Origin of the sequence: Streptomyces lincolnensis (assembly GCF_001685355.1) — a bacterium.
GTDB classification, from domain to species: domain Bacteria; phylum Actinomycetota; class Actinomycetes; order Streptomycetales; family Streptomycetaceae; genus Streptomyces; species Streptomyces lincolnensis.
Genome location: NZ_CP016438.1, coordinates 1372493 through 1386003 on the forward strand (window position 1 = coordinate 1372493; position 13511 = coordinate 1386003).

The 13511-nt window shown below is 72.1% G+C and carries 13 protein-coding genes; 5 read left to right on the forward strand and 8 right to left on the reverse strand.

From position 1 onward, the window contains the following. Positions 1–66 precede the first annotated feature (66 nt). The gene (locus SLINC_RS06145) at positions 67–1029 is read right to left on the reverse strand and encodes an ROK family protein (RefSeq protein WP_067427700.1); all 963 of its coding nucleotides are present in this window, start codon (positions 1027–1029) and stop codon (positions 67–69) included. Positions 1030–1248: 219 nt separating this feature from the next. Here SLINC_RS06145 and SLINC_RS06150 point away from each other — a divergent pair, with 219 nt between their 5' ends. Further along, positions 1249–2298 carry a LacI family DNA-binding transcriptional regulator gene (locus SLINC_RS06150; RefSeq protein ID WP_067427702.1) on the forward strand — a complete coding sequence of 350 codons (1050 nt, stop codon included), beginning with the start codon at positions 1249–1251 and terminating at the stop codon, positions 2296–2298. A gap of 145 nt (positions 2299–2443) precedes the next feature. After that, entirely contained in the window at positions 2444–3193 is a 750-nt protein-coding gene (locus tag SLINC_RS06155; protein ID WP_375141523.1) for a hypothetical protein, read from the forward strand. Here SLINC_RS06155 and SLINC_RS06160 read toward each other — a convergent pair. Together SLINC_RS06160 and SLINC_RS06165 are read right to left on the reverse strand one after the other, a co-directional pair. Continuing rightward, positions 3139–5241, reverse strand: a complete 2103-nt coding sequence (locus tag SLINC_RS06160) for a serine/threonine-protein kinase (RefSeq protein ID WP_067427704.1) — start codon at positions 5239–5241, stop codon at positions 3139–3141. The two genes, SLINC_RS06155 and SLINC_RS06160, sit on opposite strands and share 55 nt — an antisense overlap. A gap of 125 nt (positions 5242–5366) precedes the next feature. Beyond that, positions 5367–6671, reverse strand: a complete 1305-nt coding sequence (locus tag SLINC_RS06165) for a DUF6986 family protein (RefSeq protein WP_067427706.1) — start codon at positions 6669–6671, stop codon at positions 5367–5369. 191 nt (positions 6672–6862) lie between these two features. Here SLINC_RS06165 and SLINC_RS06170 point away from each other — a divergent pair, with 191 nt between their 5' ends. Beyond that, entirely contained in the window at positions 6863–7756 is an 894-nt protein-coding gene (locus tag SLINC_RS06170; RefSeq protein WP_067427708.1) for an endonuclease/exonuclease/phosphatase family protein, read from the forward strand. Between the two features lie 64 nt (positions 7757–7820). Here the strand turns inward: SLINC_RS06170 and SLINC_RS06175 are convergent, their stop codons facing one another. The 4 genes from SLINC_RS06175 to SLINC_RS06190 all read right to left on the reverse strand — a co-directional run bounded on the left by SLINC_RS06175 (position 7821) and on the right by SLINC_RS06190 (position 10978). Beyond that, the gene (locus SLINC_RS06175; protein ID WP_067427710.1) at positions 7821–8783 is read right to left on the reverse strand and encodes an electron transfer flavoprotein subunit alpha/FixB family protein; all 963 of its coding nucleotides are present in this window, start codon (positions 8781–8783) and stop codon (positions 7821–7823) included. Between the two features lie 55 nt (positions 8784–8838). Then, positions 8839–9627 (reverse strand): electron transfer flavoprotein subunit beta/FixA family protein, encoded by a 789-nt coding sequence (locus SLINC_RS06180; protein ID WP_067427712.1) that lies wholly within the window; start codon positions 9625–9627, stop codon positions 8839–8841. A gap of 219 nt (positions 9628–9846) precedes the next feature. Continuing rightward, a complete protein-coding gene (locus tag SLINC_RS06185) occupies positions 9847–10356 on the reverse strand; it encodes a flavin reductase family protein (RefSeq protein ID WP_067427714.1) in 510 nt (169 codons plus the stop codon). Between the two features lie 208 nt (positions 10357–10564). Continuing rightward, complete coding sequence (locus tag SLINC_RS06190; RefSeq protein ID WP_067445085.1) at positions 10565–10978, reverse strand: TlpA family protein disulfide reductase; 414 nt, start codon at positions 10976–10978, stop codon at positions 10565–10567. A 77-nt stretch (positions 10979–11055) separates the two neighbouring features. Between SLINC_RS06190 and SLINC_RS06195 the strand changes: the two genes are divergently transcribed. Continuing rightward, positions 11056–11472: a DUF4395 domain-containing protein gene (locus SLINC_RS06195; RefSeq protein WP_067427716.1), complete on the forward strand. Its 417-nt coding sequence runs from the start codon at positions 11056–11058 to the stop codon at positions 11470–11472. A gap of 184 nt (positions 11473–11656) precedes the next feature. Beyond that, positions 11657–12385 (forward strand): lysophospholipid acyltransferase family protein, encoded by a 729-nt coding sequence (locus tag SLINC_RS06200; protein WP_067427717.1) that lies wholly within the window; start codon positions 11657–11659, stop codon positions 12383–12385. A 433-nt stretch (positions 12386–12818) separates the two neighbouring features. Here SLINC_RS06200 and SLINC_RS06205 read toward each other — a convergent pair whose 3' ends face one another. After that, on the reverse strand, positions 12819–13508 hold the full coding sequence (locus SLINC_RS06205) for a B3/B4 domain-containing protein (RefSeq protein ID WP_067427719.1): 690 nt from the start codon (positions 13506–13508) through the stop codon (positions 12819–12821). Positions 13509–13511: the final 3 nt, after the last annotated feature.

Consider the following 13511-nt stretch of genomic DNA (forward strand, 5'->3'; position numbering starts at 1 on the left):
GAAGCCCGGCCGCCCCTCTTCGGGCCGGCCGGGCTTCCGGGCGAAACGATCCTTCCGGGGGAGGTGTCAGACCCCTGCCGCAGCCGGGTCCTCCCGGTCCGCGCGCCGGGCGAGTGCCGCCGCGGCCGCCCCGACCAGACCCGCGTCCGTGCCCATCTGCGCGGGCACGACGGCCAGACGCCGGACGAAGGACAGGGTCGCGTAGTCGCTCAGCGCCTTGCGCAGCGGTGCGAACAGGACGTCGCCCGCCTTGCCCACGCCGCCGCCGACGACCGCGATGTCGATCTCGACGAGGGTCGCGGTGGCCGCGATACCCGCGGCCAGCGCCTGGGCCGCCCGCTCGAAGGAGGCCACGGCGACCGGATCGCCGGCCCGGGCCGCGGCGGCCACGGCGGCGGCGGAGGTGTCACCGTCCGGACCGGGCACCCAGCCGTTCTCGACCGCCCTGCGGGCGATGTTGGGGCCGCTGGCGATGCGCTCCACGCACCCGCGCGCGCCGCACGGGCAGGGGTCCCCGTCGAGATCGACGCTGATGTGGCCGATGTGCCCCGCGTTGCCGGTGGGGCCGGGATGCAGACGGCCGTTCAGGACCAGCCCGCCGCCGACCCCCGTCGAGACGACCATGCACAGCGCGTTGTCGTGGCCCCGGGCGGCGCCCTGCCAGTGCTCGGCGGCCGTGATCGCGACACCGTCGCCGATCAGCTCCACGGGCAGCCCGCCGGCCGCCGCCCGCACCCGCTCGACGAGGGGGTAGTCGCGCCAGCCGGGCACGTTCACCGGACTCACCGTGCCCGTGGAGGCGTCCACGGGGCCGGCGCTGCCGATGCCGAGGGCGACGGCACGTCCCCACAGCGGCGACGCGGACAGCTCGGCGAGGACCTCCTCGACGGCCCGCATGACGGTCTCGCCGTCCTCCCGGGCGGGCGTGGCACGCTGTGCGCGGGCCTGGAGCCGGCCGTGGCCGTCCACCAGCGCTCCGGCGATCTTGGTGCCGCCGATGTCGAGAGCGGCCACGAGGTCGGTGTGCATCAGTGTCGGATCTCCCCATCGGGCGTGAGAACAACCATCGGAACGAACCACAAGGAAACAGCAGGCCGGTCTCGCGGTGGGGGCGCGGGCCGGAGATTGCGGTGGACAGTGTCTCCCGCATCTGACAACGTTGTCCAGGCCCTATGCTCGACGCCACATCCTCGTACAACATCATGGACCGACGCATCCCGCGCGGACGACAGGACAGGACACCGCATCGTGCCCGACACCGAACGCCGAGCAGACCGCCTCCCCGGGAACCGCTACGGCAACCGTCCGACCATGAAGGACGTGGCCGCCCGAGCCGGAGTCGGACTGAAGACGGTCTCGCGGGTGGTCAACGGCGAGCCGGGCGTGACCCCGGAGACCGAGCGCCGGGTGCAGGAGGCCATCGACGCGCTCGGCTTCCGCCGCAACGACAGCGCGCGGGTGCTGCGCAAGGGCCGCACGGCCAGCATCGGCCTGGTCCTGGAGGATCTCGCCGACCCGTTCTACGGCCCGCTCAGCCGCGCGGTCGAGGAGGTGGCCCGGGCCCACGGCGCGCTGCTCATCAACGGCTCCAGCGCGGAGGACCCCGAGCGCGAGCAGGAGCTGGTGCTGGCGTTGTGCGCGCGGCGGGTGGACGGTCTGGTCGTCATCCCGGCCGGTGACGACCACCGGTATCTGGAGCCGGAGCTGAAGGCGGGCGTGGCGACCGTGTTCGTGGACCGTCCGGCCGGCCAGATCGACGCCGACTGCGTGGTCTCCGACAACTACGGCGGCGCCCGCGACGGTGTCGCCCACCTCATCGCCCACGGCCACCGGCGCATCGGCTTCATCGGCGACATGCCCCGCATCCACACCGCGGCCGAGCGCCTGCGCGGCTACCGGGCGGCCATGGAGGACGCGGGCATACCGGTGGAGGACTCCTGGATGTCCCTGGGCGTGACCGATCCCGAGCGGGTGCGCCGGGCGGCCGAGGAGATGCTGTCCGGTCCCGCCCCCGTCACCGCGGTCTTCGCGGGCAACAACCGGGTGACGGTCACCGTGGTCCGTGTCCTCGCCGAACAGACCCGCCCCGTGGCCCTCGTCGGCTTCGACGACATCGAGCTGGCCGACCTGCTCCGGCCCGGCGTCACCGTCGTCGCCCAGGACGCGGCGACCATCGGCCGCACCGCCGCCGACCGCCTCTTCCGCCAGCTCGACGGCACGCTCCTCACACCGGAGCGGATCGAACTGCCGACCCGCCTGATCACCCGCGGCTCGGGCGAGCTGCCGCCGGCGGACTGAGCGGCCCGTGGAGGACCACGCACCCCCGCTCGGGGAAACCGGCCGTCCCGCGCCCGCCTCTCCGCCCGTGCGGGAGGCGTCGGATCCGCCGGACGGACAGACCCTGGAAGCACTGGGCCTCGCCGAGGCGCCGCGTGACCACCCCCTGCTCTACCCGGGCGTGTGGCCCCGGGAGTCCGGACTGCTCGACGGGGACCGGCTGCTCCCCCTGGACGTCCTCGTCCATACGGACCGCGTCCCCGTGCTGGCCGTCGGGTCCAACGCCAGCCCGGCCCAACTGCGGCACAAGATGGCCGAGTTCGGGATCACCTCCCCGATCCCGATGGTCAGGGCTCGGGTCACCGGCATCGACGTGGGCGTCTCGGCGCATGTGAGCCGGCTCGGGTATGTGTCCGCCTCCCCCTTCGACGCGCCGGACGTCGTACGGGAGTTGTTCCTCACCTGGCTCGACGCGGAACAGCTCGCGGTGATCGACGCGAGCGAGGGCGTGCCGCTGCCCAACGGCAACTACCGGCGCGTCTGGCTGCCCGCCCCGGAGGTGCGGATCGAGGTGGGGGCGCAGGCGGGGGCCGGGATGCTGCTTCCGGGCGTGTACGTGTACGTCAACCGGCACGGCGTCCTGCACAACGGCACGGACGCGCCGCGCACGCACCCGGGTCAGCGGGCGCTGCTCACCGAACTCCTCGTGGGGTCGGCCCGGTTGAGGGAGCTGTTCGGCGTGACACCGGAGGAGTTCTGCGCCAGGGCGCGGGCCGACCGGGCACTGTGTGAGCGCGGTACCCGGCTGTTCAAGGAGGAGAAGCTCGTCACGGTCTCCGGTCTGGAGCGGTTCGTACGGGTTCAGCAGACCGGGAGTCCCGGGATCGGCGCGTCGTTGTCGCCGCCCTTGATGTAGACGTCGCTGACGTAGACACCGGTGTTGCCGCGGTCGTCGTCCGTCTTGGCCCACCAGACGTTGGTCCACTCGCCGTAGGTCTCGCGGCGGCCGAGGTTCGCCTGGCAGTAGAAGTAGTTGGTGCCCGCGTTGAGGACGCCGACCTCGGTGCCGGAGGCGGTGTAGGACTTGGCGGTGCGCCAGACCTCGCAGTTGTACTTGCCGCCGCCGAGGGACACGCAGGCGGGAGCGGGCGTGGGCTCTCCGCCTCCGCCTCCACTGCTTCCGCCTGTCGTGCCGCCGTCGCCCGAGCCGCCACCCGTGGTGCCGCCGCCTCCGGTGGTGCCACCTCCCGAGGTCTTGGTCGGAGAGGGTTCGGCCTCTCCGCCACCCGAGGACGACGTCCCGTTCTCCTTCTCCTTGCTCGGCGTACTGCCCGCGGACGGCGCCTTCTTGTCGCCCGGAGCGGTGGGCTCGGGTGAGGCCGAGCCGGGACTGCCCGTGGGGTCCGGCGTCGAGGCTGTCGCCCCCTTGGACGTCTCGCCGGCCTCGGCGGGCGTACCCGCCTCGGCGTCGCCGGAATCGCCCACCAGGGAGACCGTGACTCCCGCCGCCGCGAGGACGACCGTCACGGCAGCGGCGGCGAGCAGGGCACGGCCCTTGCGCCGGGCGGGGCGGTCGGCACCGGAGACGGTCAGGCGACCGGTGGCCGCGGAGCCGGGACCCGGGGCGGCCGAGGGCACGCCCCCGTAACCGTGCCCGGCCGATCCGGCGGGAGCGGACTGGGCCGGCGGCCCGAACACTCCGGGCGCGCCGGGCCCGTGGGGTGCGGGCAGGTTGTGGTCGGGAGCGCCCTGGGGTGGGGTGCCGGGGGTGCTGCTGTGAGTCGGCGTGCTGCTGTGAGTCGGGGTGCCCTGGCCGGGCGTGCCATGAGCCGGAGTGCCGTGCCCTGGCGTGCCCTGGCCGTGCGCTTCGAAGCCCTGTGCCGACGGCGTGCCCTGGCCCGCAGGCCCGAAAGCCTGGGCCGCGGCTGTGCCCTGCCCCGGTGTCGCGCCCGAGGTGAGTCCACTCCCGCTCGGGCCCGCGGTGTCCTGTCCTGCTCCCCCGGTCCCGGTCCGGGGACCTGCCGGGCCGGAGCCCGGTGTCGGTGGTGCCGGGGCGGGGCGCTCGGTCACCGGTCCGCGGAGTGTGGTCGTAGGGAGGTCCGTGCCGGTCGTGTCGGCGACGGACTGGAGCAGGGCGCGGGCTTCCTCGGCCCCCGGGCGGCCTTCGGGACGCTTGTCGAGGAGGCGTTGGAGGACGGGGCCGAGGTGGCCGGCGCGGCGGGGCTCGGGCAGGGGCTCGCCGACGATCGCGGTGAGGGTGGAGAAGGTCGACGTACGGCGGAAGGGTGAGGAGCCCTCGACGGCCGCGTAGAGCGTGGCGCCCAGGGCCCAGATGTCGGAGGCGGGGCCCGGGTCGGCGCCCTGGGCGCGCTCGGGGGCCAGGTAGTCCAGGGAGCCGACGAGTTCGCCGCTGCGGGTGAGGTGGGTGGCCGAGCCGTCGCCCGGATCCTCCATGGTGGCTATGCCGAAGTCGGTGAGGACGACCCGGCCCGAGCGGTCGAGCAGGATGTTGCCGGGCTTCACGTCGCGGTGCAGGACGCCGGCGCGGTGCGCGGCGGCCAGCGCGTCCAGGACCTTGGCGCCGATGCCCGCCGCCTCGCGCGGGTCGAGGGGGCCGCGCTCGCGCAGGACGTCGTCCAGGGAGGGGCCGTCGACCAGTTCCATGACGATCAGAGGGCGGCCGTCGACCTCGGTCACGTCGTGCACGGCCACGACTCCGGGGTGGCGCACCCGGGCCGCCGCGCGGGCCTCGCGCTGCATGCGCAGCCGCAGGCCGGCGAGTTCGGGGCCGTCCGCGTCGGTGTAGGTGCGCAGTTCCTTGACCGCGACCTCGCGGCCGAGGACCTCGTCGGTGGCCCGCCAGACCACGCCCATGCCGCCGCGCCCGAGCTGGGCCAGGACGCGATAGCGCCCGGCCAGCAGTCGGCCGGCCTCCTCCGTCTGTCCGTACTCCCCCGATGGCACCGGTGCCCCGTTCCTATGACCTGATCTTTGCGTGCGTACAGACTAATCCGTCACGCGGGGCCCTTCGGGGCCCACTCGTCACTTGCGGTCGGTCGCCGCACGCGGAATCGAGGGGTACGGGCGCGTCACGTCCCGGAGATCGTCAGGTCGCCCCTGCGCGGTGTCGCGAAGCTCTCCAGGTCGGCGCGGGTCAGGCCGGTCAGCCGGGCGACCTCGGCGATGTCGAGGGCGCCGCAGTCCAGGCCGCGCAGCAGGTAGCCGCTGAGCGCCTTGGCGGTGGCGGGCTCGTCCATGACGTCGCCGCCGACGCGGCCCGCGTACCGGGCGAGGCGGCCGGCGGCCTGTTCGAAGCCCTCGCGGTAGAAGGCGAAGACGGCCGCGTAGCGGGTGGGGAGGTGGCCGGGGTGCATGTCCCAGCCCTGGTAGTAGGCGCGGGCCAGGGCGCGGCGGGTGAGGCCGTAGTGCAGGCGCCAGGCGTCGTGGACCTTCGCGGTGGGGCCGACCGGGAGGACGTTGGTCGAGCCGTCGCAGACGCGTACACCGGTGCCCGCGGCCGCGACCTGCATGATCGCCTTGGCGTGGTCGGCGGCGGGGTGGTCACTGGCCTGGTGGGCGGCGGAGACGCCGAGGCAGGCGCTGTAGTCGAAGGTGCCGTAGTGCAGCCCCGTGGCGCGTCCTTCGGCCGCCTGGATCATGCGGGCGACCGTGGCCGTGCCGTCGGTGGCGAGGATGGACTGGCTGGTCTCGATCTGGATCTCGAAGCCGATCCGGCCCCGCTCCAGACCTTGTGCCTTCTCGAAGGCCTCCAGGAGCCGCACCATGGCGGTGACCTGCTCGGGGTAGGTCACCTTCGGCAGGGTCAGCACGAGCCCGTCGGGCAGGCCTCCGGACTCCGTCAGGCCGGTGAGGAAGATGTCCAGGGTGCGGATGCCGCGGTCGCGGACGGCCGCCTCCATGCACTTCATGCGGATGCCCATGTACGGGGCCGCCGTGCCGTCCCGGTACGCCTCGGCGATCAGCCGGGCCGCGCGGGCCGCGGCCTCGTCCTCCTCGGCGTCGGGGCGTGGGCCGTAGCCGTCCTCGAAGTCGACGCGCAGGTCCTCGACGGGTTCCCGCTCCAGCTTGGCGCGGACGCGGGAGTACACCGGCTCGGCGAGTTCGTCGGACAGGCCGAGGACGGCGGCGAAGGATTCGGCGTCGGGGGCGTGTTCGTCGAGGGCGGCGAGCGCCCGGTCGCCCCAGGAGCGGATGGTGTCGGCGGCGAAGACGTCGCCGGGGACGTAGACGGTGTGGACGGGCTGGCGGGTGCCGGGATCTCCGGGATAGCGGCGCTCCAGTTCGGCGTCGACCGGCGCGAGGGAGGCGCTGATCTCCTCGCTGACGGTGCCCGCGAGGCTCGTCGCCACCTGCTCCTGCTGGCCCTGACCCATTCCACACCCTCCTGTTTTCCACTCTACGGAATCAACAATCCGTAGAACGAAGCTATCCGTGAAGCTTCCCGCCGGTCAACACCCCGTCCACGGCCCGATCCCCGGCGTTCACTGCCGTCACCGAGTACCTCTACGCCCTCTTCCGCACGTCGACTCGCACCCCTCATCCTGAGCTCTGGGGAGGGAATCACATGGTGAACACGACCAGCATGTCGCGCCGCATGGGTCTGCGTTCCGCGGTGGCGGCCGCGCTCACCGTGCCGCTGGTGGGCGCGGTACCGGCCTCGGCGGCCAAGGGGAGGAGCCGCCGTCTGGACGTCATGACGTTCAACCTGCGGTTCGCGAGCACCACCGAGCCCAACAGCTGGACGGTCCGCCGTCCGGTGATGCGTGCGCTGTTCCGCCGCGAGGCCCCTCACGTCATCGGCACCCAGGAGGGCCTCTACCAGCAACTGCGCGACATCCACGCCGATCTCGGCGAGCACTACGACTGGATCGGCACCGGCCGCGAGGGCGGCAGCCGCGACGAGTCCACGGCCGTCTTCTACGACACCCGGCGCCTGGCCCCGGTCGAGCACGACACCTTCTGGCTCTCCGACACGCCCCGGGTGATCGGCTCCAACACCTGGGGGGCCAAGCTCCCCCGCATCGCCACCTGGGTCCGCTTCCGCGATCTGCGCCACGCCGGGCGGGAGTTCTACGTCCTCAACACCCACTTCGACCACATCGGCCAGTACGCCCGGGTACGCTCCGCCGCACTCGTCGCCGAGCGGATCGCGGGGCTGGACCCCTCGTTGCCGTCCGTCGTGACCGGCGACTTCAACGCGGCGGCCCATGCCAACGATGCCTACGACACGCTCCTGCGCGCCGGGTTCGTCGACACGTGGGACACGGCGGCCGAGCGCGGCAGGCTCTACGCCACCTTCCACGGCTACCGGCCGCTGGTCCCGGAGGGAGACCGCATCGACTGGATCCTCACCACGCCGGGCGTCACGACCCACCGGGCGTCGATCAACACCTTCGCCCTGAACGGCCAGTTCCCCAGCGACCACCTGCCGGTGCAGGCCTTACTCACCCTGGGATGAGCCGAGGCCCCCGCGACCGCCCCGGTGGGGGTCGCGGGGGCCTCGGTGCGCCCGTTGTGCGGGATCAGCCCTTGCGGGTCTTGATCTCCTCGGTGAGGGCGGGGACGACGTCGAAGAGGTCGCCGACCACGCCGTAGTCGACCAGGTCGAAGATCGGGGCCTCGGCGTCCTTGTTGACCGCCACGATGGTCTTCGAGGTCTGCATACCGGCGCGGTGCTGGATGGCGCCGGAGATGCCGTTGGCGATGTACAGCTGCGGCGAGACCGACTTGCCGGTCTGGCCGACCTGGTTGGTGTGCGGGTACCAGCCGGCGTCCACCGCGGCACGCGAGGCACCCACGGCCGCGCCGAGGGAGTCGGCGAGCGCCTCGATGATCGCGAAGTTCTCGGCGCCGTTGACGCCACGGCCGCCGGAGACCACGATCGCGGCCTCGGTCAGCTCCGGACGCCCGGTCGACTCACGCGGGGTGCGCGCGGTGACCTTGGTGCCGGTGGCCTGCGCGGAGAAGGACACCTCCAGCGCCTCGACGGCCGGGGTGGCCGGGGCGGCCTCGACAGCCGCGCTGTTGGGCTTGACGGTGATGACCGGGGTGCCCTTGGAGACACGGGACTTGGTGCTGAAGGAGGCGGCGAACACCGACTGGGTCGCGACCGGGCCCTCGTCGCCGGACTCCAGGTCGACGGCGTCGGTGATGATGCCGGAACCGATGCGCAGCGCGAGGCGGGCGGCGATCTCCTTGCCCTCGGCGGAGGAGGGGACCAGCACGGCGGCCGGGGAGACGGCGGCGACGGCGGCCTGGAGCGCGTCGACCTTCGGTACCACCAGGTAGTCGGTGTACTCGGAGGCGTCGTGGGTCAGGACCTTGACCGCGCCGTGCTCGCCGAGGACGGCGGCGGTGTCGGCGGCGCCGGCACCCAGCGCGACGGCGACCGGCTCGCCGATGCGGCGGGCCAGGGTCAGCAGCTCCAGGGTGGGCTTGCGGACGGCACCGTCCACGTGGTCGACGTAGACGAGAACTTCAGCCATGGGACTTCTTCTCTCCTGCTTGCGGAAGATGAGGGGCGGTCAGCGAATGCGGGGCTCAGATGAACTTCTGGCCCGCGAGGAACTCGGCGAGCTGCTTGCCGCCCTCGCCCTCGTCCTTGACGATCGTGCCGGCCGTGCGGGCCGGACGCTCCGCCGCGGAGTCGACCGTGGTGTAGGCACCCTCCAGGCCGACGTCCTCCGCCTCGATGTCGAGGTCGGACAGGTCCCAGGACTGAACCGGCTTCTTCTTGGCCGCCATGATGCCCTTGAAGGACGGGTAACGCGCCTCGCCGGACTGGTCGGTGACCGACACGACCGCCGGCAGCGAGGCCTCCAGCTGCTCGGAGGCGGCGTCGCCGTCGCGGCGGCCCTTGACCGTGCCGTCCTCGACCGAGACCTCGGACAGCAGCGTCACCTGCGGAACGCCCAGGCGCTCGGCGAGCAGGGCCGGGACCACGCCCATGGTGCCGTCGGTGGAGGCCATGCCGGAGATGACCAGGTCGTAGCCGGCCTTCTCGATCGCCTTGGCCAGCACCAGGGAGGTGCCGAGGGCGTCGGTGCCGTGGATGTCGTCGTCCTCGACGTGGACGGCCTTGTCGGCGCCCATGGACAGCGCCTTGCGCAGCGCGTCCTTGGCGTCCTCCGGACCCACGGTCAGGACGGTGATCTCCACGTCGTCGTCTGAGTTCTCGGAGATCTGAAGCGCCTGCTCGACCGCGTACTCATCCAGTTCGGAGAGCAGACCGTCGACGTCGTCCCGGTCGACGGTCAGGTCATCGGCGAAGTGCCGGTCGCCAGTGGCGTCGGGCACGTACTTCACAGTGACAACGATCCTCAAGCTCACGCCGGCTCTCCTACTGCATCGTCATTTTTCGGCTGCCTCTTGCAGGCAGCATAGGCGCCTCAAGCGGCCGATCCCGGTCGGGGCGACCCACGCTCCGAACGAAATATTACTCGCCAGTACACCCAGTTCGTTCCCGCTAAGCAAGCGCTTTGAACTGTGACCTGTGCAACGCAGCGTAATCGGAACCCGACGCCTTCGCAGAGGAGCGGCCGCCCGCGTTCAGTCACGCAGGCTGTTGAACCGTCCCTGGTGGTAGAGCAGGGGACGGCCGGGGCCGGTGGGGTCGCCGAGGGTGACCTCGGCCAGCACGATGCGGTGGTCACCGGCCGGTACGCGGGCGACGACCCGGCACACCAGCCACGCCAGGACGTCGTCGAGAACGGGCACGCCCTCGGGGCCCTCGTGCCAGGCGGTCGTCGCGCCGAAGCGGTCGGCGCCGCTGCGGGCGAAGGTGGCCGCCAGCTCTTCCTGGTGCTCGCCGAGTATGTGGACGCCGACATGGTCGGCCCGGGACACCGCGGGCCAGCTGGAGGCCCCGGTGCCGATGCCGAAGGAGAGCATCGGGGGCTCGGCGGAGACCGAGCTGAGGGAGGTGGCGGTGAAGCCGACCGGGCCGGCGTCGCCGCGCGCGGTGATCACGGCGACTCCCGCCGCATGCCGCCGGAAGACGGAGCGCAGGAGATCGGGAGAGGCGAGCCGGGGGGTGCCCAGGCCGGGCGTGACCGTCATGAAGGAGTCCTTCCGCGAGGAGTGGCGTGCAGGTCCGTCGCTGCTCAACAGCTCGGACAACACGCACTCGCGGTGCGGGCCAGGTCGACGTGGGCCCGCCCGACGAGAAGGAGTTCCGAAGGCATGGGGCCAGGCTGGCGATACGTGGTGCACACAGTCAAGTACGTTCCGGAATATGGGAGATGACTCACCGCGTCCGCGACACAGATCACACGGCCTCCCCCAACGCGGCGATCACGTCGGCCCTGCGCGGCTGCCCGATGGCCCGCCGTACGACTCTCCCGTCCGCGTCCAGGACCAGAACGGTCGGCGTCTTGAGGATGTCGAGCTCGCGGACGAGGTCGAGGTGCTTCTCGGCGTCGATCTCGACATGGGCGACCCCCGGGACCATGTCGGCCACCTCGCCGAGGACCCGCCGGGTGGCCCGGCAGGGGGCACAGAAGGCGCTGGAGAACTGGACCAGGGTGGCCCGCTCGCCCAGGTCCGTGCCCAACTCGGCGGGGCCGAGCCGCTTTCCGTCGTCGCGCCCGCGCACCCGTATCCTCCCGCTCCGCCGCCGTTGCAGCACTCCGTAGGCGCTCGCCATCGCGAGCACCGCCACGCACACCACGAGTCCGGTCATCTCCCGCACAACCATTCACACGACTGCAAAGATTCCCGCCTCCCCGATCTCTTTCCCATGCGGAATGCTTGGTTCCCATGGACATCGATGCAAGAGGGCCGCGCTTCGGCGCCGCCGTGACGACCGTCGTCCTGGCGGTCGTACTGATCACGGGCAGCGTCTGGCTGCTGGCCTGGCAGACACTGGCATTCGCGCTGGGCGCGGCGGGCGGTGTCGGCCGTTCTCCCTACGGCTTGTTGTTCCGTGCGGCGGTACGCCCCCGGCTCGGGCCGCCCACCGAGTTCGAGGCGCCCGAGCCGCCCCGGTTCGCGCAGGCGGTGGGACTGGTCTTCGCCGGCGTCGGGCTCGTCGGCTACGCGCTCGGACCCGAGTGGCTGGGCCTCACGGCGACCGGGGCGGCGCTCGCGGCCGCTTTCCTCAACGCCGCGTTCGGGTACTGCCTGGGCTGCGAGATGTACCTGCTTGTACGACGGGCGACGGTACGCACGGAGTAAAGGCGGTTTAAAAGACCGAGGTGGATCACCGGGTGACGTGACGAGAATCTCGCCACGCGCGGGCACGAGGACTAGCTCCCCGTCCGTTCTTGGGGCACGATCTGCGACATGCCGTAAACCTACGGCTGCGTAACTTCCGCCGGGAGATCCTTCCCGGGCAGAGAAGGAAGGGCCCACCCCGTCCATGGCAGAGCTTGTCTACCGCCCCGTCGTCGGATTCGCCCAGGCGTTGTTCAAGGCCTGGGACCTCAAGATCGACTGCAAGGGGTCGGAGAACATCCCGCGCTCGGGCGGTGCCGTCCTGGTGAGCAACCACATCAGCTACCTGGACTTCGTCTTCAACGGACTGGCGGCGCTCCCGCAGAAACGTCTCGTGCGGTTCATGGCGAAGGAGTCCGTCTTCCGCCACAGGATCTCCGGTCCGCTGATGCGCGGGATGAAGCACATCCCCGTGGACCGCAAGCAGGGCGAGACGGCGTACGCGCACGCGCTGGAGTCCCTGCGCGCCGGCGAGATCGTGGGGGTCTTCCCGGAGGCCACCATCTCCCCGTCGTTCACCCTGAAGTCCTTCAAGTCCGGCGCCGCGCGCATGGCCCAGGAGGCGGGCGTCCCGCTGATCCCGATGGCCGTGTGGGGCACCCAGCGACTGTGGACCAAGGGGCACCCGCGCAACTTCAAGCGCAGCCACACCCCGATCACGATGCGGGTGGGCGAGGCGATCGAGGCGTCCCGCGACAAGTACGCGGGCGCCATCACCCGCCAGGTGCGCGAGCGGGTACAGGAACTCCTGGAGGCCGCACAGCGCGCCTACCCGGTCCGCCCCAAGGACGCGAACGACACGTGGTGGATGCCGGCCCATCTGGGCGGTACGGCGCCGACGCCGGAGCAGGTGCGCGAGGCCGAGGCACGCTAGGGCCCGTCCGGCGGATCATGTCGCGGTCGCGGGGGTCTGGCACGCGCATCTGCGGCGTTGTCGTCGACTGCCGACTCCCCCACGCTCGAACAACCTCGCGCGGGGACCCCCATCGCGTCGCCGCCCTCCGCCGCCTTGCAGCTGCACGCACCAGACCCCCGCTCACCGGCACTGATCAGGCACCGTTGGATGCCTGCGACCTGATCCGCCGAACAGGCCCTAGTCGGCCGGTCGCGGGTTCGTCGCGGCTCCTCGCGCGTACGCTGCGGAGCCGCGAGGGGATACCGCCCCGCGTTCTTCGGGCGTGCTAGGCGCTCCGCTGGAGGTGCGGCGACATGCCGTCGATCGTCTGCGGCACCAACGTGGCTGATCGCGCAGTTCCCCGCGCCCCTTCAGGGCGCGGCCGAACCGCGGCCGACTTCGCCAGGCCCGCTTAGCGCACCGCCAGCGCGATCCGCGCCCCCGGGCTGAACTTCTCCAGCAGCTCGGCGAGTTCGGCTCCTGCCGCCTCGGCCTCGGCGACCGGCATCGGGGTCAGGGTCTCCAGGAGGAAGATGCCGGAGACGGTCTGCTCGGTGAGCCGGGTGCGGGGGCCCTGGCGCCAGTTCCAGCGGCGGCAGGTGACGCCGGTGTCGTCGCGCCAGACGACCTCGCCGGCGTCGGGGTGCTCGACGACCTCCTCGCCGCCGGCGACCGTCACGAAGTCCTCCTCACCGGTGGCCCGGACCAGGCGCATGCCGCCCTGGATGTGGTCGATGTCCTCGCCGCCGACGGGGATCAGATGGGCGACGCTGATGGCGTTGTAGAGGTCGACGAGGAGATTGATCCGGGGCAGCCCGGCCTCCGTCAGCGCCCGCTTGGCCAGGGCCTCGGCCGAGTTGCGGGTGCGCGAGGGCTTGGACCCGAACGCCGTGTAGGCCTCGCGCCAGGCGGCCATGTGCGGGTCCTCGTGCGGGGCGCGGCCGTCCAGGCGTACGGCGAGGCGGCGGGCCGCGTCGTCGAGGAGTGCCGAACTCGCCTCGGTGCTCGGACCGTTGACCAGGCCGTGGGCCTCGACGACGACAGGGGTGAAGCCGGGCGCGAGCGCACGTACCTCGTCGGACACGGTCAAGGAGAGAGTCATCGT

Coding starts and splice junctions, on each gene's coding strand:
- SLINC_RS06195 (WP_067427716.1), top strand. CDS start 11,056: ATGGACATCGATGCAAGAGGGCCGCGCTTCGGCGCCGCCGTGACGACC.
- SLINC_RS06170 (WP_067427708.1), top strand. CDS start 6,863: ATGGTGAACACGACCAGCATGTCGCGCCGCATGGGTCTGCGTTCCGCG.
- SLINC_RS06190 (WP_067445085.1), bottom strand. CDS start 10,978: ATGACCGGACTCGTGGTGTGCGTGGCGGTGCTCGCGATGGCGAGCGCC.
- SLINC_RS06145 (WP_067427700.1), bottom strand. CDS start 1,029: ATGCACACCGACCTCGTGGCCGCTCTCGACATCGGCGGCACCAAGATC.
- SLINC_RS06165 (WP_067427706.1), bottom strand. CDS start 6,671: ATGGGTCAGGGCCAGCAGGAGCAGGTGGCGACGAGCCTCGCGGGCACC.
- SLINC_RS06185 (WP_067427714.1), bottom strand. CDS start 10,356: ATGACGGTCACGCCCGGCCTGGGCACCCCCCGGCTCGCCTCTCCCGAT.
- SLINC_RS06200 (WP_067427717.1), top strand. CDS start 11,657: ATGGCAGAGCTTGTCTACCGCCCCGTCGTCGGATTCGCCCAGGCGTTG.
- SLINC_RS06175 (WP_067427710.1), bottom strand. CDS start 8,783: ATGGCTGAAGTTCTCGTCTACGTCGACCACGTGGACGGTGCCGTCCGC.
- SLINC_RS06205 (WP_067427719.1), bottom strand. CDS start 13,508: ATGACTCTCTCCTTGACCGTGTCCGACGAGGTACGTGCGCTCGCGCCC.